20 protein-coding genes are annotated in these 18,541 nt (G+C 54.8%); 17 read left to right on the top strand and 3 right to left on the bottom strand.

The genetic code is table 11. The features are described from left to right. Positions 1-79: 79 nt before the first annotated feature. Positions 80-991: an HTH-type transcriptional activator AaeR gene (aaeR, locus tag ACMV5H_RS10260; protein WP_414821784.1), complete on the bottom strand. Its 912-nt coding sequence runs from the start codon at positions 989-991 to the stop codon at positions 80-82. 327 nt (positions 992-1,318) lie between these two features. On the opposite strand from aaeR, the gene aaeX reads away from it, so the two are divergent. The 5 genes from aaeX to ACMV5H_RS10235 all read left to right on the top strand — a co-directional run bounded on the left by aaeX (position 1,319) and on the right by ACMV5H_RS10235 (position 5,401). Beyond that, positions 1,319-1,522, top strand: coding sequence for a p-hydroxybenzoic acid efflux pump operon protein AaeX (gene aaeX / locus ACMV5H_RS10255; RefSeq protein ID WP_021180732.1), 204 nt, complete (start codon positions 1,319-1,321; stop codon positions 1,520-1,522). Positions 1,523-1,529: 7 nt separating this feature from the next. Next, a complete protein-coding gene (aaeA, locus tag ACMV5H_RS10250) occupies positions 1,530-2,465 on the top strand; it encodes a p-hydroxybenzoic acid efflux pump subunit AaeA (RefSeq protein WP_021806979.1) in 936 nt (311 codons plus the stop codon). Further along, positions 2,465-4,441 carry a p-hydroxybenzoic acid efflux pump subunit AaeB gene (aaeB, locus tag ACMV5H_RS10245; protein WP_021806978.1) on the top strand — a complete coding sequence of 659 codons (1,977 nt, stop codon included), beginning with the start codon at positions 2,465-2,467 and terminating at the stop codon, positions 4,439-4,441. The genes aaeA and aaeB overlap by 1 nt, the downstream gene beginning before the upstream one ends. Before the next feature lie 206 nt (positions 4,442-4,647). Continuing rightward, complete coding sequence (locus ACMV5H_RS10240) at positions 4,648-5,097, top strand: ribonuclease (protein ID WP_021806977.1); 450 nt, start codon at positions 4,648-4,650, stop codon at positions 5,095-5,097. Positions 5,098-5,101: 4 nt separating this feature from the next. Beyond that, entirely contained in the window at positions 5,102-5,401 is a 300-nt protein-coding gene (locus ACMV5H_RS10235; RefSeq protein WP_021806976.1) for a barstar family protein, read from the top strand. Between the two features lie 33 nt (positions 5,402-5,434). On the opposite strand, the gene yjgA is transcribed toward ACMV5H_RS10235, so the two are convergent. Next, the gene (gene yjgA, locus ACMV5H_RS10230; RefSeq protein ID WP_021180727.1) at positions 5,435-5,983 is read right to left on the bottom strand and encodes a ribosome biogenesis factor YjgA; all 549 of its coding nucleotides are present in this window, start codon (positions 5,981-5,983) and stop codon (positions 5,435-5,437) included. 201 nt (positions 5,984-6,184) lie between these two features. Here yjgA and pmbA point away from each other — a divergent pair, with 201 nt between their 5' ends. Together pmbA and cybC are read left to right on the top strand one after the other, a co-directional pair. Beyond that, positions 6,185-7,525 carry a metalloprotease PmbA gene (gene pmbA / locus ACMV5H_RS10225; RefSeq protein WP_021806975.1) on the top strand — a complete coding sequence of 447 codons (1,341 nt, stop codon included), beginning with the start codon at positions 6,185-6,187 and terminating at the stop codon, positions 7,523-7,525. 280 nt (positions 7,526-7,805) lie between these two features. Further along, positions 7,806-8,192, top strand: coding sequence for a cytochrome b562 (gene cybC, locus ACMV5H_RS10220; protein ID WP_094981506.1), 387 nt, complete (start codon positions 7,806-7,808; stop codon positions 8,190-8,192). Positions 8,193-8,258: 66 nt separating this feature from the next. Here cybC and rnk read toward each other — a convergent pair whose 3' ends face one another. Then, entirely contained in the window at positions 8,259-8,669 is a 411-nt protein-coding gene (rnk, locus tag ACMV5H_RS10215) for a nucleoside diphosphate kinase regulator (protein ID WP_021180723.1), read from the bottom strand. Positions 8,670-9,135: 466 nt separating this feature from the next. On the opposite strand from rnk, the gene ACMV5H_RS10210 reads away from it, so the two are divergent. From ACMV5H_RS10210 to ACMV5H_RS10165, 10 genes are all read left to right on the top strand, one after another. After that, entirely contained in the window at positions 9,136-9,438 is a 303-nt protein-coding gene (locus tag ACMV5H_RS10210; RefSeq protein WP_370572534.1) for a glycine dehydrogenase, read from the top strand. Between the two features lie 37 nt (positions 9,439-9,475). Continuing rightward, entirely contained in the window at positions 9,476-9,841 is a 366-nt protein-coding gene (locus ACMV5H_RS10205) for a glycine-rich SFCGS family protein (protein ID WP_021180720.1), read from the top strand. After that, positions 9,841-10,137, top strand: coding sequence for a DUF4312 family protein (locus tag ACMV5H_RS10200; RefSeq protein WP_021180719.1), 297 nt, complete (start codon positions 9,841-9,843; stop codon positions 10,135-10,137). Before ACMV5H_RS10205 ends, ACMV5H_RS10200 begins: the two co-directional genes overlap by 1 nt. A gap of 86 nt (positions 10,138-10,223) precedes the next feature. After that, on the top strand, positions 10,224-11,000 hold the full coding sequence (locus ACMV5H_RS10195; protein ID WP_021180718.1) for a DUF4311 domain-containing protein: 777 nt from the start codon (positions 10,224-10,226) through the stop codon (positions 10,998-11,000). An 11-nt stretch (positions 11,001-11,011) separates the two neighbouring features. Next, positions 11,012-11,662, top strand: a complete 651-nt coding sequence (locus ACMV5H_RS10190) for a DUF4310 family protein (RefSeq protein ID WP_037376237.1) — start codon at positions 11,012-11,014, stop codon at positions 11,660-11,662. A 54-nt stretch (positions 11,663-11,716) separates the two neighbouring features. After that, complete coding sequence (locus tag ACMV5H_RS10185) at positions 11,717-12,856, top strand: amidohydrolase/deacetylase family metallohydrolase (RefSeq protein WP_414821783.1); 1,140 nt, start codon at positions 11,717-11,719, stop codon at positions 12,854-12,856. Then, complete coding sequence (locus ACMV5H_RS10180) at positions 12,840-13,958, top strand: DgaE family pyridoxal phosphate-dependent ammonia lyase (protein WP_414821782.1); 1,119 nt, start codon at positions 12,840-12,842, stop codon at positions 13,956-13,958. Before ACMV5H_RS10185 ends, ACMV5H_RS10180 begins: the two co-directional genes overlap by 17 nt. After that, complete coding sequence (gene dagF, locus ACMV5H_RS10175) at positions 13,955-14,695, top strand: 2-dehydro-3-deoxy-phosphogluconate aldolase (protein WP_094981504.1); 741 nt, start codon at positions 13,955-13,957, stop codon at positions 14,693-14,695. The genes ACMV5H_RS10180 and dagF overlap by 4 nt, the downstream gene beginning before the upstream one ends. 504 nt (positions 14,696-15,199) lie before the next feature. Next, positions 15,200-16,429 (top strand): lactonase family protein, encoded by a 1,230-nt coding sequence (locus ACMV5H_RS10170; protein ID WP_261455275.1) that lies wholly within the window; start codon positions 15,200-15,202, stop codon positions 16,427-16,429. A gap of 50 nt (positions 16,430-16,479) precedes the next feature. Beyond that, positions 16,480-18,396: a BglG family transcription antiterminator gene (locus ACMV5H_RS10165; RefSeq protein WP_218520242.1), complete on the top strand. Its 1,917-nt coding sequence runs from the start codon at positions 16,480-16,482 to the stop codon at positions 18,394-18,396. Positions 18,397-18,541 lie beyond the last annotated feature (145 nt).

Genomic DNA, 18,541 nt, shown 5'->3' with positions numbered 1-18,541 from the left:
TTTTATAGCAGTAAACGCTATATATCAGTTAGAGCAAACTTATTACCCTGGAGTAAACTCCAGGGATAAAGGGAAGCCATCAGCGATAGACCTGATACACTTCCGCCACGCGTTTAAAGTATTCCGTCAGGTAATTGATACACACCTGCACCTTGAGCGGCAGCTTGTCCTTCTCGGTGTACAGTGCGTAAACCGGACGGGGTTCTGAATGGTAGCGCTTGAACAGGATCTCAATCTCGCCGCGTTTGATCTCTTCGATGACCCACATCAGTGGCGCATAGGCAATCCCGGCCCCGGCCTTGAGCCAACGGATCATGGTTTGTGAATCGTTGGTCACGAAGCGCCCCTGCGGGGAAATACGCGTACTGATGCCTTCGGGAGCCATCAATTCAAACTCACTGTCGGGCCGTACGCTGTATTCCAACCAGGAAAAATTCACCATATCCGCCGGTTTTTGCGGTGTCCCGTGTTGAGTCAGGTAGCTTTTGGCGGCGCAGACCACCATCGGCATCGAGCCCAGACGTTTGGAAAACAGGCTGGAATCCTGCAGTTCGCCAGTGCGGATCACTACGTCCAGGCCGTCGGCAATCAGATCCGGGGCCGGAATGCCGGTGACCAGATTAACCGTCAAACCAGGATACTCTTGCAACATATCGGCGGTCATGGTCGCCAGGACGTTTTGCGCCATAGTGGACGAACTGCCGATGCGCAGCGTGCCTATGGGCGTATTGTTCAGCGCATAAAGCTGCTCATGGACCTCGGCGGCTTCCTGCAACATGCGGCGGCAGCCCTGATAGTAGATTTTACCCGCTTCGGTCAGGCCGATACTACGCGTGCTGCGGTTAAGCAGCTTCACCTGTAGATCATTTTCCAGTTTGGACACTGTCTGGCTGATGGATGAAACGCTCATGTCGAGCTGGCGTGCTGCCGCGGTAAATGACCCACATTCAACGACTTTGGCAAACACGGACATCCGTTTTAGTCTTTCCATTGTTCACTCTGGCTTAAAAGTGATTTAGATCACAGATTATAGATGAGTTGATAGTAAGCAGGCTAATATAACGCGTCGGGTGTAAAGATCTTCTGAACGCTTGAGCGTGGTCAGCTATGCCGCGGTTTACTGCCGTGGCCGCACGATCCCTCCGGTTATCCATACATTCCCTCTTGCGGAAGCCTGCTGTTAGCTTAACCCTTTTTCAGGTTTATGGCCTGGTCAACTACCAGATCATAACGTTTGGCGTCCGTGCGCTAGAATGTAAATGGAATGTGAAATCAGCAGGGAAAACCCCCGGTGTAGTAAACAATTAAGGATAAAGTGATGAGTTTGCTTCCGGTTATGGTCATTTTTGGACTGTCGTTCCCACCGGTATTTTTTGAGCTGTTAGCGTCGTTGGCCCTGTTCTTCGTCATACGCCGCCTGTTGCAGCCGACCGGGATTTACGATTTTGTCTGGCATCCGGCGTTGTTCAATACCGCGCTGTATTGCTGTTTGTTTTATCTGATTTCGTGTCTTTTCGTTTGAGGCTGCTGTGAAAACTTTGTCATTAAAAATACTCCGCATCGCCATCACCTTGCTGCTGGTTCTGTTGGCGGCCATTGCCGTGTTCAAGGCGTGGGCGTTTTACACCGAATCGCCTTGGACGCGTGATGCCAAATTCACCGCCGACGTGGTGGCGATTGCCCCGGACGTCAGCGGTTTGCTGACCGACGTGCCGATCACCGACAACCAGTTGGTGAAACAGGGCCAGATCCTGATGGTGATCGACCAGCCACGTTACCAACAGGCACTGGCCGAAGCCAACGCCGATGTGGCCTATTATCAGACGCTGGCGGCCGAGAAGAAGCGTGAAGCGGGCCGCCGTGTGCGCTTGGGGATCCAGGCGATGTCACAAGAAGAGATCGACCAATCCAATAACGTGCTGCAAACCGTGCAGCATCAGTTGGCCAAGGCGATCGCCGTGCGCGATCTGGCGCAGTTGGATCTGGAACGGACCACGGTGCGTGCGCCAGCAGACGGTTGGGTCACCAACCTGAACGTCCACGCAGGGGAATTTATCACCCGTGGTTCTACGGCGGTGGCGCTGGTGAAGAAAAACAGTTTCTATGTCATCGCCTATCTGGAAGAAACCAAGCTTGAAGGGTTGAGCAAAGGCGATCGTGCCGAGATCACCCCGCTGGGCAGCAACCGCATTATGCACGGCACCGTCGATAGCCTGGCCGCGGCGGTGAATAACAGCAGCAGTACCCCAAACAGCAAGGGGCTGGCGTCGATCGACAGCAATCTGGAGTGGGTGCGTCTGGCACAGCGCGTGCCGGTGAAAATCATCCTTGATGAGAAAGATCAGCAACACTCTTACCCGGCGGGTACCACCGCGACCGTGGTCATAACCGGCAAGAACGATCGTAGCATCGACAGCGGCTCGCCGTTTATCCGGCTGATGCATCGGTTGCGTGAGTTCGGCTAATGAACAGCCCAACCTTTCTGCGGCTGCGGTTTGCCTGCAAGCTCAGCTTTGCGATCGTCTTCGCCCTGTTTGTCGGTTTTCACCTCAATCTGGAAACCCCGCGCTGGTCGGTGCTGACAGCGGCCATTGTGGCTGCCGGCCCGGCCTTTGCCGCCGGGGGGGAACCTTTCTCTGGCGCGATCCGCTATCGTGGCTGGCTGCGTATTATCGGCACCTTTATCGGCTGCTTTGTCGGCTTGCTGATTATCGTTACCTGTGCCCGTGCGCCGGTGGTGATGCTGATGCTTTGCTGCGTCTGGCTGGGAGTCTGTACTTGGATCTCCTCGCTGGTGAAGGTCGAAAACTCTTATGCCTGGGGGCTGGCGGGCTACACGGCGCTGATTATCATCGTCACCTCCGCAGCCACTACAAACACCACAACCTCACTGTTGGACGCGCCACAGTTCGCCGTAGAGCGCTGTAGCGAGATCGTGCTCGGTATTCTCAGTGCGGTACTGGCCGACCTGCTGTTTTCCCCGCGTTCGATCAAACAGGATATCGATCGTGCGGTGGATCAACTGCTGGTGGGGCAGTACAAGCTGATGCAAATGTGTATCAGCGATGCCGGCAAGGAAGATATCGACCGCGCCTGGAGCGATCTGGTTAAAAGCACCACCGCCATCAACGGGATGCGCAGCAACCTGATGTTGGAATCATCGCGTTGGCAGCGGGTTAACAGCCGCTTGCATGCGTTACATACGCTTTCGCTGACGTTGATTACCCAGGCCTGTGAAACCTACCTGATTTTGCTCAATCACCCGGATGCGGTGAAGGAAAATATCCGCGAGCTGCTGATGGTTCCAGCGGAAACCGCGCAGGAAGTGCATAAACGCCTGAAGCTGGTGCGCCAGGTGCTGGCAACCAACCGTAGCGATGAACATCTGCAAACGGTCACCGGCTGGGTGGGCGCAGCGACGCGCTATTTGCTGGTGGCAAAAGGCGTGCATACCAACAGCGGCATCAACGCGGTAGAAAACGAGATACTGGCCGGGGAAGTGGTGGTGAAGAGGCCGTCGGCGGAAGGCCACCATGCCATGATCAACGGGCTGCGAGCCTGGGCGGCGACCTCAATAGGCTGCCTGTTCTGGCTGTGGACCGGCTGGACGTCCGGCAGCGGCTGTATGGTGATGATCGCCGTCGTGACCGCATTGGCGATGCGTACGCCAAATCCAAAAATGATGGCGCTCGACTTCCTGCTGGGCGTGCTGGTGGCGTTGCCGCTCGGTGCGCTGTTTTATATGTTTATTCTGCCGGAAACCCAGCAAAGCATGTTCTTGTTGTGTCTGAGCCTGGGCATCATGTCCTTTGTCATAGGGATCGAAGTGCAGAAACGCCGTTTGGGATCGCTAGGCACCCTGGCGAGTACTATTAACATCATCGTGTTAAGCAATCCGATGAGTTTCCATGTCTCCTCGTTTATCGACAGCGCCATCGGCCAGATTATCGGCTGCTTTGTGGCGATGATCGTGCTGTTCCTGATCCGTGATACCTCACGTGAGCGCACCGGCCGCACGTTGATGAATCAGTTGGTCAGCAGCGCCGTTTCGGCGTTGACCACCAAGGCGGCGCGCCGTAAGGAAAACCATCTGCCTGCGCTCTATCAGCGCCTGAACCAGCTGCTGATGATGTTTCCGAACGATATTGCCAAATACCGGCTGGCGCTCAACCTGATTATTGCCCACCAGCGGATGCAGATGACCGAGATCCCGGAGCGGGAAGAGCTTTCGGTGTTCCACAAGCAGATCCGCAGCACCGCCGACCACGTGGTCACCGCCAAGAACGATGTGAAGCGGGCTTACTACTACGATCGGTTACTCAAAGAGATGAATGAATATCAACAAAAGCTGGTGGATAACCTCGCTCCGCTTAGCGTCACCGGGCCGGTAAAACGCCTGGCCGATATGCTGCATCGCTACCGTCACGCGCTGATTGATTGATATTTTCACTTTCCCGTCAAAGGCTATACTGCATGGTTTACGTCTCCCGACTACGGGGGCTAAAATGCATGCAGGAAGGCCTCACAAACCATAATAATTCCGTATCAATTGCGGTTTTTGCTCGAGCGTCAGGCCTTTTGGATGCGAAATGGTTACATCTTGGTCATCTTTGATTCATTAATTTTTGCTATATATGCAGGGACAGTATGAATAAACGTACGCTTATTGCGATGCTGATTGCTTTGCTGGTGGCGGGGTTTAGTGCGCTGCAGGGGGATGGCGATCGGGCTCTGACCAATGATTCGACCCCGGCGGCAGAGAGCATTGAACAACTGACGCAGCAGCAGCGAGTGGTCAGCTATGTGCAACAGCACCAGCGTCTGCCTGATTACTACATCACCAAAAAGCAGGCTCGTGAGCAGGGTTGGGATGCGCGTGACGGTAATCTGTGCAAGGTATTGCCGGGCAAGGCCATTGGCGGCGACCGTTTTTCCAACCGTGAAGGGCAATTACCGACCGCCAACAACCGGGTATGGCGCGAAGCGGATATCAACTACCAATGCGGCCGACGCGGTGCCGATCGGCTGTTGTATTCCAGTGACGGTCTGATTTATGTCACACGCGACCATTATAAGAACTTCATGCGGATGGAGTGAGCCGATGGGGAAAATAGAGTTCGATTTTAACCAGATAGCGGACTTGCCAGCGTTCTATCGCCACTTTGCCGAGCGGTTTGCACTGGGTGAAGGATTTGGCGCCAACCTGGACGCGCTGTGGGACGTGGTGACCGGCGACATCAGCCTGCCGGTCGAGATTGAATTTCTCAATCTCAACGCCCGCAGCAAACGCCGCTTTGGTGCCATTATTCTGTTGTTTGAAGAAGCGGAGGAGGAGCTGGAGGGCAACCTGCGGTTCAATATCCGTGAAACGAGCAGCGCAGCGACGCATCAGCGGGGATGAACGGGGTCCATCCCGCAGCGATGCCGCTGACGATCACTGTTGTGCCTCTGCCAGCTCTCGCAAGTACTGGAAGATTTGGCGGAATGATTTTGGCGGCTTGTTAGCGGCCTGCTCTTTCTGCGCATTACGTATCAGGGCACGCAACTGTTGGCGATCGGCTTGTGGATACAGATCCAGCACGGACGGGATCGCGTCATCACCTTCAGCTACCAGACGATCGCGCAGCGCTTCCAGCTTGTGGAACAGCGAAACCTGTTGGTTATGGCGGTTCTTCAACTTGTCGAGCGCGGTCTGGATCGGTTCGACATCGCGAGCACGCAGCATTTTACCGATCAGTTGGATCTGGCGGCGGCGGCCTTCTTTCTTGATCTTTTGCGCCAGTTCGATGGCGGCACGCAGATCTTCATCCAGCGGGATGCGTTCCAAGGCGTTTTTACCCAGTTCAACCAGTTCGGTTCCCAGGTCTTTCAGCGCTTCGGCATCACGTTTAATTTCACTTTTACTGACCCAGATAATCTCGTCATCGTCCTCGTTTTCGTTCTCCGGGACTTCGTCGAGCCAGTCTTCAGGCTGTTTGTTCATGGTAGGCTCCGTTAAAAAGAGGCTAATCCTAACAGGTTGCCGGCTTTATGCGAAATTCCACGCGGTTCCTGTTAGACTCAAAAGTACATCGGGCTGTGGCCAGCGGGCGCAGCCTGAAATTATTTTGGCGCGTTATTGCGCGCAAAACCATGCCGACACGGCACTTTTCTCAACGATTTTCTGATTAACTATGGCCGATTGATGAAAGTAGTCACCCAAGTTGCAGAGCAGCGCAAAGCGCTGGAAAACGCCGTTTCACAGGCGCTGGAGCTGGCACGCGCCGGTTCCGATGCGGCAGAAGTTGCCGTGAGCAAAACCACCGGTATCAGCGTCAGCACCCGCTTCGGTGAGGTGGAGAACGTCGAATTCAACAGCGACGGCGCGTTAGGTATTACCGTCTATTATCAAAACCGCAAAGGCAGTGCCTCTTCCACCGATCTTAATCCAGATGCCATTGCCCGTACCGTTCAGGCGGCGCTGGATATTGCTCGTTACACTTCACCAGATCCCCATGCTGGCCCGGCGGAAAAAGATCTGCTGGCGTTTGACGCGCCGGATCTGGACCTGTTCCACCCCACCGAGCTGGATGCTGAACGTGGTATCGAGCTGGCAGCCCGTGCCGAACAGGCTTCGCTGGCGGCCGACAAGCGGATTACCAATACCGAAGGCGGCAGCTTCAACAGCCATTACGGTATCAAGGTCTTCGGCAACAGCCACGGCATGCTGCAAAGCTATTGCTCCAGTCGTCACTCGCTCTCCAGCTGTGTGATCGCCGAACATGATGGCGATATGGAGCGGGATTATGCCTACACCATTGGTCGGGCTATGGGCGATATGGCCAGCCCTGAGTGGGTTGGCCAGGAATGCGCCCGCCGCACGCTGGCGCGTCTTTCCCCACGCAAGCTGTCAACCATGAAAGCGCCGGTGCTGTTCGCCTCAGAAGTGGCTACCGGTCTGTTTGGCCACCTGGTTGGGGCTATCAGCGGCAGCAGCGTTTATCGCAAATCCACCTTCCTGCTGGATTCGTTGGGTAAACAGATCCTGCCGGAGTGGATGACCATTGAAGAACATCCGCACTTGTTGAAAGGGCTGGCCTCTACGCCGTTCGACAGTGAAGGCGTACGCACCCAGCGCCGCGACATCGTCAAAGACGGCGTGCTGGAAACCTGGCTGCTGACCAGCTACGCCGCGCGTAAACTGGGGCTACATAGCACTGGTCATGCGGGCGGGATCCATAACTGGCGCATTGCCGGTCAGGGCGATGATTTTGCGGGCATGCTCAAACAGTTGGGCACCGGTCTGGTGGTCACTGAACTGATGGGGCAGGGCGTCAGCGGGATTACCGGCGATTACTCACGCGGAGCTTCTGGCTTCTGGGTAGAAAATGGTGAGATCCAGTATCCGGTCAGCGAGATCACCATTGCCGGCAACCTGAAAGATATGCTGCGCAATATCGTCAGCATCGGCAGCGATATCGAACTGCGCAGCAATATCCAGTGCGGTTCCGTGCTGCTGCCGGAAATGAAGATCGCAGGGCAGTAATCCCCCCTCACCCCAACCCTCTCCCATAGGGAGAGGGAGCTGTCCAGAGTATGTGGTTGGTCCTTACTGCTTCGGAAAGTCGGGAGTAAGAACAAAGAAAGCAAGGTATTACGCAGAGCAATCAATGAACTCGATCGGTCCTCTTTCCTTGTGGGAGAGGGCTGAGACGCTCCTCCCCACTCCTCCGCTTCAACCTTCCTTACAAATATCAGGTATCGGTTTTACCGTTCCATGCCTATGTTTATAACGGGTTAACTAAAACAATAACTGGAAGGTGAGCATGAAGAAGACATTGAAAGTGTTGGCAGCACTGACGCTGCTGGGAGCCAGTTCATGGGTGATGGCAGCCGAACTGGCTGATGACATGGATACCCTGGCCGCCAATTACAAAATTGTATTGAAAACCGACTCCACCGATACCTTCAAGCAGAGCCTGCAGAATATGCGTGCTGCGGCTACGGATGCCCAGAAAGGCACACCGCCGAAGTTGGAAAACAAAGCGCCAGACAGCCCGGAGATGAAGGAGTTTCGTCAAGGGCTGGCGACGCTGATCGGGCAGATCGATCAGTCAATGGCGCTGGCGAATCAGGGCAAACTGGAGGACGCGCGTAAAGTGGCGCAGGGCTTCAAGCAAACCCGCGATGCCAATCACAAGAAATTCCGTTAAGCGTACTGCGGCAATCAACGTAGCGTTGACAAAAAGGGCGGCTGAATGGCCGCCCGGAAACCTGACTTAGCGGTGATACTCGCCCGCAGCCTCAGGTTGATACAGCAATTCCAACACTTCAATGCGGGCTTCTTCGCCGTTTGGCAATTGCCAATTGATCTGTTTACCCACGTGCATTCCCAGCAGTGCTGCACCCAGAGGTGCCATCACCGACAGCTGTTCAGCGCTGTCTTTGAGAGAGGCTGGGTAAACCAGCGTGCGCACATGTTCTTCTGAAGTATGCAGATCGCGAAAACGTACGCGGCTGTTCATGGTGACGACGTGTGCAGGGATCTGCGATGCCGGCACAATGTCAGCGCGATCCAGTTCAGCGTTCAGCGCGGCGGCGACGTCAGTATTGGCAAAGGCTGGCTGTGCCAGTAGCGCATCCAGGCGTTCCGCATCCAGCTCATTAATGGTAATGGTTGGTTTGGTCATTCCACTCTCCAGTCCAATCAAAGGGCGCCCTTTCTGCGCCATAAATTCGGAAAACAACACAAAAGCAACACCCCCGCACCTTTGGGCGCGGGGGTGTGAAAAATGTCGGTTTGTCCTACTGATAGTAGGCTGTTAGGGCCGGAAAAGAAAGAGATCTCGATCACGAAGTTTTTTGCGCCGCGCTGCCAACTGGCAACTCTGCGTTGCAAACTCTTTTTGCAATCTCATTTACTTAGCGTAAAAACCCCCGATTTTGCGAAATGGATCCCTTGGCGTCACTTAATTTCCAGTTCGAACTGGAAAAAAACGCGCTACACAAGCAATGCACCAAGGGTTAGGGTAAAGACATCAAAGAAAGCGGGTAAAGGTAAAGCGCTTTACCGTTAACGGATAAATAGCTGGATCCAGAGGTGACTGCAAAGTGAATGACGGAACTGCTTCGGTAAGTAACAGGGAACAGACTGACATCAGTGAGGCCGCAGCGATTACCACTCAATTGTTGGCCGATATTACCGCCATGTTGGGTGAAGAGAATATTTACACCAATGCGGTGCAACAACAAATGTTGGAATCCCATATCCGCGCGATGGTGTTGCGCTCAATAACAGGTGAGCCCTTGCCGGAAGTTGATAAATCACTGTTTGATGAAATTTCTGCCGGATCGATGCAACTGGCAGAGCGAGTGGTAAATAAGTTTGCCACGTTACCGATTGAAGAGGCGTATCTGCTTTCGGTTCATTTTGAAGTGGCTAAAGATAACGACCAATAACGTTTAATTGATTAAAATTATTCAGGAGAAAAACCCCATGGGACAAATTACCGTAGTGATCGGCGATCGGCTGGGTAAAGGCCAGAAAGTGGGCCAAGGCGTTGAAAATGCAGGTGCCAAGGTGATTGTGATCCCTGGCATGGCGGCGGATATGAAGCTGGGTGACGTGATGAAAGCAGAGAATGCGCAACTGGGCATTTCCTTCTGCGGCAGCGGTGGCGCTGGAGCGATCACCGCACAAACCAAATATGGTTATAAATCCAGATATGGTATGCGTTCTATCGAAGAAGGCGTGACGGCAATTAACGAAGGCTGCAATGTATTAGGCTTTGGCTTTATGGATAAAGAAGAATTAGGCCAGCGGCTGGTGGAAGCTTATGTCAAAAAATACGGCAATCCGTAATGAAAGAAACTTATACTACCTCGGTTAACGTGGAGGGCAAAGGCGATAGTAAAGCTAAAGCCTTTGCCGGTGCATTAGCGAATGTACAGGGCGTGATTTTAAAATCCACCAATAATGTTCTGCTGCGTATCGAACCGCAGGATGTCAAAATAGTAAAGGCGGAAGAGAGAACCACCAAAGAAAAATTTCTTTTCTTCTTCCTGGCGCGTGAAAGAAAAAGCTATGCCGTTTCATTAGAAATAACCGTGAACGTGACGATCATCAATACCGAAAAGGTGGTCTTCACCCAGAAATAAAAACGTTATATCCGTCGTGTTTCAAGCTGTAGCCGCTATGGCTGCGTCTTGGGATCCACTGGGCATGACATAAGAAGGATATTCTGATGTTTTTAATCATCTTATTTAAGTCGATTATTATCGGCGGGCTGGTTGGCGTCGGTGTAGGGGCCGGTGCTGCACGTATGTTCCACGCACCGACGACGCAGGGTATGGGAGCGTTCCGTACCTTGGGTGAGCTGAACTCCTGCGAAGGCGATCCGGCTTCTCATTTCTCATTTGGTCTGGGCTTCTTCTTCAATGCCTGGGCGTCTTCAGTGGCGGCGGGTGCCTTCACGCAGGACGTTGACCATCGCATTATTCCTAACTGGGGCGCTGCAGCCCTGATGATCAAAAACCGCAACGTCGCGGAAACCATGCACGATCCAAAAAAGATGGCCATCGCTTGCGGCATTATCGGCATTTTGGTCGTGGCCTTCCTTAACACCACCGCTTCGGCAGTGCCAGCAGCCTTGCAGGTCACGGCCATCAAAGTGTTGGTTCCAGCGGCCAACCTGCTGGTGAACACCGTCATGCCGGTGATTTTCTGGCTGGCGGCGATCGAAGCGGGCAAACGTTCTGGCTTCTGGGGCACCATCTTCGGTGGTCTGGCACAGCTGATCATGGGTAACGCCGTACCGGGTCTGGTGCTGGGTATCCTGATTGGCAAGGGCGTTGAAGAAAGCGGCTGGAATAAAGTCACCAAGATCATGATGGTGGCGATTGTGCTGCTGTTCGTGCTGAGCGGCTTCTTCCGCGGCTTTGATATGAAAGTTCTCGAATCCTTCAGCCTGGGCGTGCCTGGCTGGCTGGATGCCATTCATAACACCCTGAGCGGAAAATAAGGAGCTGAATGATGGAAGCACAAGCAGACAAAGGCTTCTGGTATGCCGACTGGTCGTTCCCGATTTTTGTTGGCCTGCTCTCGTCCGGCGTGTTTGCCGGGACACACATGTATTACCTGTATGGCATAGGCGCGTTTAACGAAGTGGCCTTCGTTTCCATGCTGCGTGCCGGGATGGACACCGGAGTTTACGGTGCGGTGGCGGCGTTCGGTGCCAGCTTCCTGTTTGCCCGCATTATCGAAGGTTCTCTGGTAGGGATCCTGGATATCGGCGGGGCGATCCAGACCGGGGTTGGCCTGGGTGTTCCTGCACTGTTACTGGGCGCGGGGATTGTCTTCCCGGTAGCCAACTTTGCCGCCTCGCTGGTTACTGGCCTGGTCATTGGCCTGGCGATTGGTTACCTGATTATCCTGGCGCGTAAATTTACCATCAGCCAGAGCGACTCCACCTACGGGGCGGACGTGATGATGGGGGCAGGTAACTCTTCCGGGCGTTTCCTTGGGCCGTTGATCATCCTGTCTGCCATGGCCGCTTCGATCCCGATCGGCCTGGGTTCCCTGCTGGGTGCACTGCTGTTCTACATCTGGGGCAAGCCGATCACCGGCGGCGCGATCCTGGGTGCCATGATCTTGGGGGCATTCTTCCCGGTAGCCATTTCTTAATCAAGTCCCAAGCCCTGGGTCAACCGCCCAGGGCTTGGCAAGGAGTAGCGAAGTATGTATGACCTAATCATCCGGCGCGCCAGGCTGGTGGACGACACCCTGGCCGATGTGGCTATTGCGGCGGGTAAGATTGCCGTCGTCGGGCAGTTGGCGGCTGATGCCCGTGCCCACAAACAACTGGATCTGGCGGGGAACTACCGCCTGAGCGCTGGCTGGATCGACTCTCACGTACACTGTTATCCCTCTTCACCGATTTATCATGACGACCCGGACCTGGTGGGCGTGAGCAGCGGCGTCACCTCGGTGGTGGATGCTGGCAGCACCGGCACTGACGATATCGATGAATTCTATGCCCTGACGCGCAGCGCCAAAACCAACGTCTTTGCCTTCCTCAATATCTCGCGTATCGGTCTGCTAAGGCAGAATGAACTGGCTGATATGGCGGATATCAATAAGCAGCAGGTCAAACAGGCCATCGACGGCAAGCCGGGGTTTGTCATTGGTATCAAGGCGCGCATGAGCAGCAGCGTCGTGGGCCAGAACGGCACCAAACCGTTGGTGTTGGCCAAAGAGATCCAGCAGGAAAACCAGCAACTGCCGCTGATGGTACACATCGGCAATAACCCGCCGGATCTGGACGAGATCGCCGATCTGCTGACCCAGGGCGACATCATCACTCACTGCTACAACGGTAAACCGAACCGCATTCTGACCCCGGCAGGTACGCTGCGCGAGTCGATCCAACGTGCGTTAAAACGTGGCGTGCTGCTTGATGTGGGCCACGGTTCGGCCAGCTTCAGCTTTGAGGTTGCCCGTCAGGCCATCGCGCTGGGGATCTTCCCACACACCATCAGTTCCGATATCTACTGTCGCAACCGTCTGGCTGGCCCAGTGCACAGCCTGGCGACGGTGATGTCCAAATTCTTTACCGTTGGGCTTTCTCTGGCGCAGGTCATTGGCTGCGTAACGGAAAATGCCGCTGCGGCGTTGCGCCTGACTAGCAAGGGGCAGCTGAAACCCGGCTTTGATGCCGACCTGACCATTTTTGATCTCCGCCAGGGGCCGCAGCTGTTTGCCGACGCCGAAGGGGAGTCCGTGAATGGCGAACAACTGTTGGTGCCGCTGGCTGCCGTAGTGGCCGGGGAAGTCCTATTAACCGAACAAGGAAAAGCCGCTCATGTCTTCAGTCTATGAAAAATATAACTTAAAGCAGGTGATCAATACTTCCGGCCACATGACTATTCTCGGCGTTTCTACGCCACGCCAGGAGGTGATTGACGCCGTGGATTATGGCCTGAATCATTACTTTGAAATCAAGGATCTGGTCAACAAGACCGGCGCCTATATTGCTGGCCTGCTGAATGTGGAAGACGCGGTGATTGTTTCCTGCGCTTCTGCCGGTATTGCCCAGTCGGTGGCGGCGGTGATCGTCAAGGACAACGCCAACCTGTTGGTCAACCTGCATTCCGCTACGGTGAACGAGCCGCGTGAGATCGTGTTGCCGCGTGGCCATAACGTCAACTTTGGTGCGCCGGTGGATACCATGGTCGCCCTTGGCGGCGGTAAGGTGGTGGAAGCAGGTTATGCCAACGAATGTTCCCCTGAACAGATTGAAGCCTGCATCACCCCGCAGACCGCGGCCATCCTGTACGTCAAGTCTCACCACTGCGTGCAGAAAAGCATTCTCTCCGTCGAACAGGCAGCCGTGGTGGCACGTAAGCATAACCTGCCGCTGATCGTCGATGCTGCTGCCGAAGAAGATCTGATGTGTTACTACCAGATGGGGGCCGATCTGGTGATCTACAGCGGTGCCAAGGCCATCGAAGGGCCGACCAGCGGACTGGTGATCGGCAAGAAGCAATACGTAGAGTGGGTGAAGCAGCAGTCTGGCGGTATTGGCCGGGCGATGAAGGTGGGTAAAGAGGGCATCCTCGGCCTGACGCAGGCGATTGAAAGCTACCTGACGTCGGAGAAAACCACCGGTGCGCAAATGGTAGAGCGCATGACACCGTTTATCAGCCAACTGAATACCCTGAATGGCATCAGTGCCAAAACCGTCTGGGACAGCGCAGGGCGCGATATTGCCCGCGTTGAAATCACCTTTGATGAAGCGGTGTTGGGGATGTCGACTGTGGAAATCGTCCAGCGGCTGAAAACCGGTGATATCGCCATCTATTTCCGTGGCTACAAGGCCAACGAAGGCAAGATTGAGGTGGATGTCCGCAGCGTGAACGAGCAGCAGCTGATGACCGTCTTTACCTGTATTAAAAATCTGTTTACGGAGAACCAAGCATGAAGCTGAAGCCTAATTACTATAAAGACCGCGTTTGCCTTAACGTGCTGGCTGGCTCAAAAGCCAACGCGCAGGACATCTATAATGCGGCGCAGGGGCACGTGCTGGTGGGCGTTCTTTCCAAAAACTATCCAGACGTTGAGAGTGCCGTGGCGGATATGTCGCGTTATGCACGCCTGATCGAGAACGCGCTTTCCGTGGGCCTGGGAGCTGGCGATCCCAAGCAGTCGAATATGGTCAGCCTGATCGCCGAGCATGTCCAACCCCAGCATGTGAACCAGGTATTCACCGGCGTCGGTGCCAGCCGTGCATTGCTGAAGCAAAACCAAACCGTGGTGAACGGCCTGGTCTCCCCAACCGGTCGCGTGGGCTGGGTGAAGATTTCCACCGGGCCACTGAGTGCTCAGGCAGCGGATGGCATAGTGCCGGTAGAGACCGCGATTGCGTTGTTGAAAGACATGGGCGGCAGCTCGATTAAGTATTTCCCTATGGGCGGCCTGAAGCATCAGGACGAATATGAGTACGTGGCGAAAGCCTGTGCCGAGCATGACTTTATGCTGGAGCCGACCGGGGGCATCGATCTGGAAAACTTCGAGCCGATCCTGGAGATTGCGTTGAAAGCCGGTGTGAAGCAGGTGATCCCGCATATCTACAGTTCCATTATTGATTCCACCAGTGGTGATACTCGCCCGCAAGATGTCAAAACGCTGCTGGAGATCACCAAGCGGCTGGTGGGGTAAATCCGCGGCCCCTCACCCCAACCCTCTCCCACAGGGAGAGGGAGCTGTCCGGAGCTGTTATCAGGTGCAGGAGTGAGTCTGTAGCTTGTTTAACTCTCTTGAGGGGGGGACGGTGTTGTAGTTAGGTGTGGCGGTTGGATACTGAGGTTAAGTTGTGGCACGTTCAGTCCCCTTTGGGAGGGGGAGCTGTCTGGAGCTGTTATCAGGTGCAGGAGTGAGTCTGTAGCTTGTTTAACTACCTTGAGGGGGGGGACGGTGTTGTAGTTAGGTGTTGCGGTTGGATACTGGAGTTAAGTTGTGGCACGTTCTGTCCCCTCATCTTTCGGGAGAGGGAGCTGGTACGGAGTTGTGGTTAGGTGTGGTGTAAAGCAGTGGCATGTTCGATTTGATGTGGCGGTTGGATACTGGAGTTAAGTTGTGGCACGTACGGTCCCCTCTCCCTTCGGGAGAGGGTTAGGGTGAGGGGCATCTTTTTGTCCCTATCTATCGGTCAAAAGGATAACTATGCGAAACTGGCAGGCTTCGAAATTACGAATCGCTCCGCTGTGGAGCGCGCTGTCCCTGGCGTTGTTGGCTATCGCCAGCCCGGCGTTACATGCTGAGGATGCAATGAAACCCACGTCGTCTCATTTTGCCTATATTGGTACCTATAACCCGAACGGTGAGGGAGTTTATCGCATGCAGGTGGATGCGAAAACCGGGGCGCTGAGTGCCAAGACATTGGTCAGCAGCCTGCCTAATCCGGCCCAACTGGTCACCGATGCCAAAGGACAGACGCTGTACGTTGCCAGCGAGGTGGCAGATTTTAATGGCACCCAGCACGGGGGCATTGTCGCCTATCGCATCAACCCTCAGGACGGCAGCCTGACGCCGCTTAATCAGGTGGATTCACAAGGCGCGGGGCCGGTTTACCTTTCTCTGACGCCGGATGGCCGTCATCTGCTGGTGGCTAACTATGTCAGTGGCAGCGTTGCGGCGTTCCCGATCGACAGCGAAGGCAAGTTGGGAGCCGCCAGTTCTGTGCAACAAGATGTTGGCCCTGCGGGTGCGGCCAAACCCGCCGCCGCGGTGGAAGGCAGCTTTGCCATCAGCGATCACAATGGCCCGCATGCGCATATGATCGCCAGCGATCCGAGCGGCAAGTTCGTGTTCTCTACCGATCTGGGGCTGGATCGTATCTACCAGTGGCGTTTCGATGCCGCCAGCGGCAAGCTGACGCCAAACGATCCGCCGTGGATCGCCGCCTCTTCCGCCGGAGCTGGCCCGCGCCACTTCATATTTCATCCAAATGGTAAAATTGTCCTACTAATCAACGAGGAAGCATCTACACTAACCAGCTACCGCTTTGATAGCCAAAATGGGACGCTGAAACAGTTACGTGCAGTTTCAACCCTGCCTGCCGATTATAAGGGGACCAGCTTTGCCGCTGGCATGGCCTTGGCTGCGGATGGTAAAAATCTGTATGTCGCCAATCGTCTGCACAACAGCATTGCGCAGTTCAGCGTAAGCGGCGAGGGCGAACTGAAACCGGTGGCAGAGACCTGGACGCGAGGCGACTATCCGCGCACTATCACTTTGGATCCGAGTGGCCGTTATCTGTATGCCATGAATCAGCGTAGCGATAACGTAACCCGCTTTAGCGTAGACCAGCTCAGCGGCAAGCTCAGTTTTGTTGAAGGCTACACCCCGGTGGGCAGCCCTTCACAAATGGTGTTCTTGCCAGCGGCGAAGTAACCAGTTGCCCGCCAGACCCCTCAGGCGGGCACGTTCATAACGGAAAGAGAATGGTGAGATTTCCCTACCCACGTTTGGCATCGCTGTTCGATGCTTTGCAGTCTGAAACCTTGCCGCAGGACGAGCTGGCAAAGCGTTTTGCCGTGTCTACCCGCACGGTACGCGCTGATATCACCGCGCTGAACGATATCCTGGAGAGTTATGGTGCGCAGTTTGTCCACAGCCGCGGGGCCGGATATCGCCTGCAGGTTGATGATGAGGCCCGGTTTAGCGCACTACAGCATCGGGAACGTAAACAGCACGCCACGCCGCGCAGCGCGCAGGAGCGGGTGCATTATCTGTTGATTCGCTTTTTGACCTCAGCCTTCTCGATGAAGCTGGAAGATCTGGCCGATGAATGGTTTGTCAGCCGAGGTACGCTGCAAAACGACATGGCTGAGGTGAGAGAGCGCCTGGCGCATTACCAGTTAACCATCGAAACCAAGCCGCGCTATGGTATGAAGCTGTTTGGTGCGGAAATGGCGATCCGCTCCTGCCTGACCGATCTGCTGTTTCAACTGCATCTGGCGGATGCGGAAAATCCATTGCTGAACAATGACATCCTTCATCAGCCGCAGGTATTGACCTTTGCCGGGTTGCTGCACCCACTGCTGTCGCAATATGCCATTCGTCTGACCGATGAGGGCGAGCAATATCTGATCTTCTACTGTGCCGTGGCGCTGCGGCGCATCACGGACGGCTATCCGTTGCAGGATTTTGACGTGGAAGATGGTGATGATGCGGTGCGCAAAGCGTCAACCTGGCTGGCGGGTGAACTGAGCAAGGCCACGGGTAAAGAGATTGCGGCGGCGGAAGAGGCCTATTTGCGAGTCAACATCGCTGCCAGAAGAGTACAGGAAGTGCAGCCGACCAAAATCAACGCCGATGACGAAGAGGCGCTGGTGGATTACATCCTGTCCTACATTAACTCGCACTATAACTACAACCTGCAGAACGACAAGCAGCTGCGGGCCGATCTGCTCACCCATATCAAAACCATGATCACCCGGGTGAAATACCAGATCAATATCCCGAACCCGCTGTTGGCCAATATCAAGCAGCATTATCCGATGGCCTATGATGTGACGCTGGCGGCCGTCTCGAGCTGGGGTAAACACACGCCTTATACCCTGAGCGAGAACGAAATCGGCTACCTGGTGCTGCATATTGGCGTCGGCCTGGAGCGGCACTACAACATTGGTTATGAGCGCCATCCGCAGGTGATGCTGGTGTGCGATACCGGTAACTCTACGGTGCGGATGATCCAGGCGCAGATTGCGCGCAAGTATCCGCAATTGGTGGTAACACGCATCGTTTCGCTGCGTGATTACGAAATTATCGCCAGTATCGACGAAGATTTTATCATTTCCAATGCGCGCATCAGCGAGAAGAACAAGCCGGTCGTCGTGATGTCGCCGTTCCCAACGGAGTATCAGCTAGAACAGTTGGGCAAGCTGGTGCTGGTCGATCGCACCAAGCCGTATATGTTGGAAAAATTCTTTGATGCCAACCACTTTATGATCGTCAACGAGCCGCTAACGCAGGAGCAGCTGTTTAGCAAAGTTTGCGCTCAGTTGGAGCAGGAAGGCTATGTGGGCAGTGATTTTTACCCTTCGGTCGTTGAGCGGGAGGCCATCGTTTCTACCTTGCTAGGGGAGGGGATTGCTCTGCCGCACTCTTTGGGGCTGTTGGCGAAAAAGACAGTGGTGGTCACGCTGCTGGCACCGCAGGGTATCCCGTGGGGAGAAGGTGAGGTGGCGCACGTCATTTTCTTGCTGGCGATCAGCAAAAACGATTACGAGGAAGCGATGGCGATCTACGATCTGTTCGTCACCTTTGTGCGCGAACGTTCGATGACCCGCCTGCTGGGCAGTGACAATTTCGACAGCTTCAAAGCGGTGGCGTTGGACTGCCTGAGCCGCATTTAACGGCTTCCCCCTCTGAATGTGTACAGACCGGGGACATCATGAACACTTGTTCGGGGACATGGTAGACACTTACAACATAGGTATGAGTACTTCTGAGTGGAGTTGCTTATGCCGTGGGATGAGAGATCTGCCATGTCATTACGTA

Origin of the sequence: Serratia sp. N21D137, assembly GCF_047530005.1 — a bacterium.
In the GTDB taxonomy this organism is placed as follows: domain Bacteria; phylum Pseudomonadota; class Gammaproteobacteria; order Enterobacterales; family Enterobacteriaceae; genus Chania; species Chania fonticola_B.
This window is presented reverse-complemented; position numbering and strand designations above follow the sequence as displayed.

Bases quoted from the DNA above. Each gene is read 5' to 3' on its own strand.
- aaeR (WP_414821784.1), bottom strand. From the start codon at position 991: ATGGAAAGACTAAAACGGATGTCCGTGTTTGCCAAAGTCGTTGAATGT.
- aaeX (WP_021180732.1), top strand. From the start codon at position 1,319: ATGAGTTTGCTTCCGGTTATGGTCATTTTTGGACTGTCGTTCCCACCG.
- aaeB (WP_021806978.1), top strand. From the start codon at position 2,465: ATGAACAGCCCAACCTTTCTGCGGCTGCGGTTTGCCTGCAAGCTCAGC.
- ACMV5H_RS10240 (WP_021806977.1), top strand. From the start codon at position 4,648: ATGAATAAACGTACGCTTATTGCGATGCTGATTGCTTTGCTGGTGGCG.
- ACMV5H_RS10235 (WP_021806976.1), top strand. From the start codon at position 5,102: ATGGGGAAAATAGAGTTCGATTTTAACCAGATAGCGGACTTGCCAGCG.
- yjgA (WP_021180727.1), bottom strand. From the start codon at position 5,983: ATGAACAAACAGCCTGAAGACTGGCTCGACGAAGTCCCGGAGAACGAA.
- pmbA (WP_021806975.1), top strand. From the start codon at position 6,185: ATGAAAGTAGTCACCCAAGTTGCAGAGCAGCGCAAAGCGCTGGAAAAC.
- cybC (WP_094981506.1), top strand. From the start codon at position 7,806: ATGAAGAAGACATTGAAAGTGTTGGCAGCACTGACGCTGCTGGGAGCC.
- rnk (WP_021180723.1), bottom strand. From the start codon at position 8,669: ATGACCAAACCAACCATTACCATTAATGAGCTGGATGCGGAACGCCTG.
- ACMV5H_RS10205 (WP_021180720.1), top strand. From the start codon at position 9,476: ATGGGACAAATTACCGTAGTGATCGGCGATCGGCTGGGTAAAGGCCAG.
- ACMV5H_RS10200 (WP_021180719.1), top strand. From the start codon at position 9,841: ATGAAAGAAACTTATACTACCTCGGTTAACGTGGAGGGCAAAGGCGAT.
- ACMV5H_RS10195 (WP_021180718.1), top strand. From the start codon at position 10,224: ATGTTTTTAATCATCTTATTTAAGTCGATTATTATCGGCGGGCTGGTT.
- ACMV5H_RS10190 (WP_037376237.1), top strand. From the start codon at position 11,012: ATGGAAGCACAAGCAGACAAAGGCTTCTGGTATGCCGACTGGTCGTTC.
- ACMV5H_RS10185 (WP_414821783.1), top strand. From the start codon at position 11,717: ATGTATGACCTAATCATCCGGCGCGCCAGGCTGGTGGACGACACCCTG.
- ACMV5H_RS10180 (WP_414821782.1), top strand. From the start codon at position 12,840: ATGTCTTCAGTCTATGAAAAATATAACTTAAAGCAGGTGATCAATACT.
- dagF (WP_094981504.1), top strand. From the start codon at position 13,955: ATGAAGCTGAAGCCTAATTACTATAAAGACCGCGTTTGCCTTAACGTG.
- ACMV5H_RS10170 (WP_261455275.1), top strand. From the start codon at position 15,200: ATGCGAAACTGGCAGGCTTCGAAATTACGAATCGCTCCGCTGTGGAGC.
- ACMV5H_RS10165 (WP_218520242.1), top strand. From the start codon at position 16,480: ATGGTGAGATTTCCCTACCCACGTTTGGCATCGCTGTTCGATGCTTTG.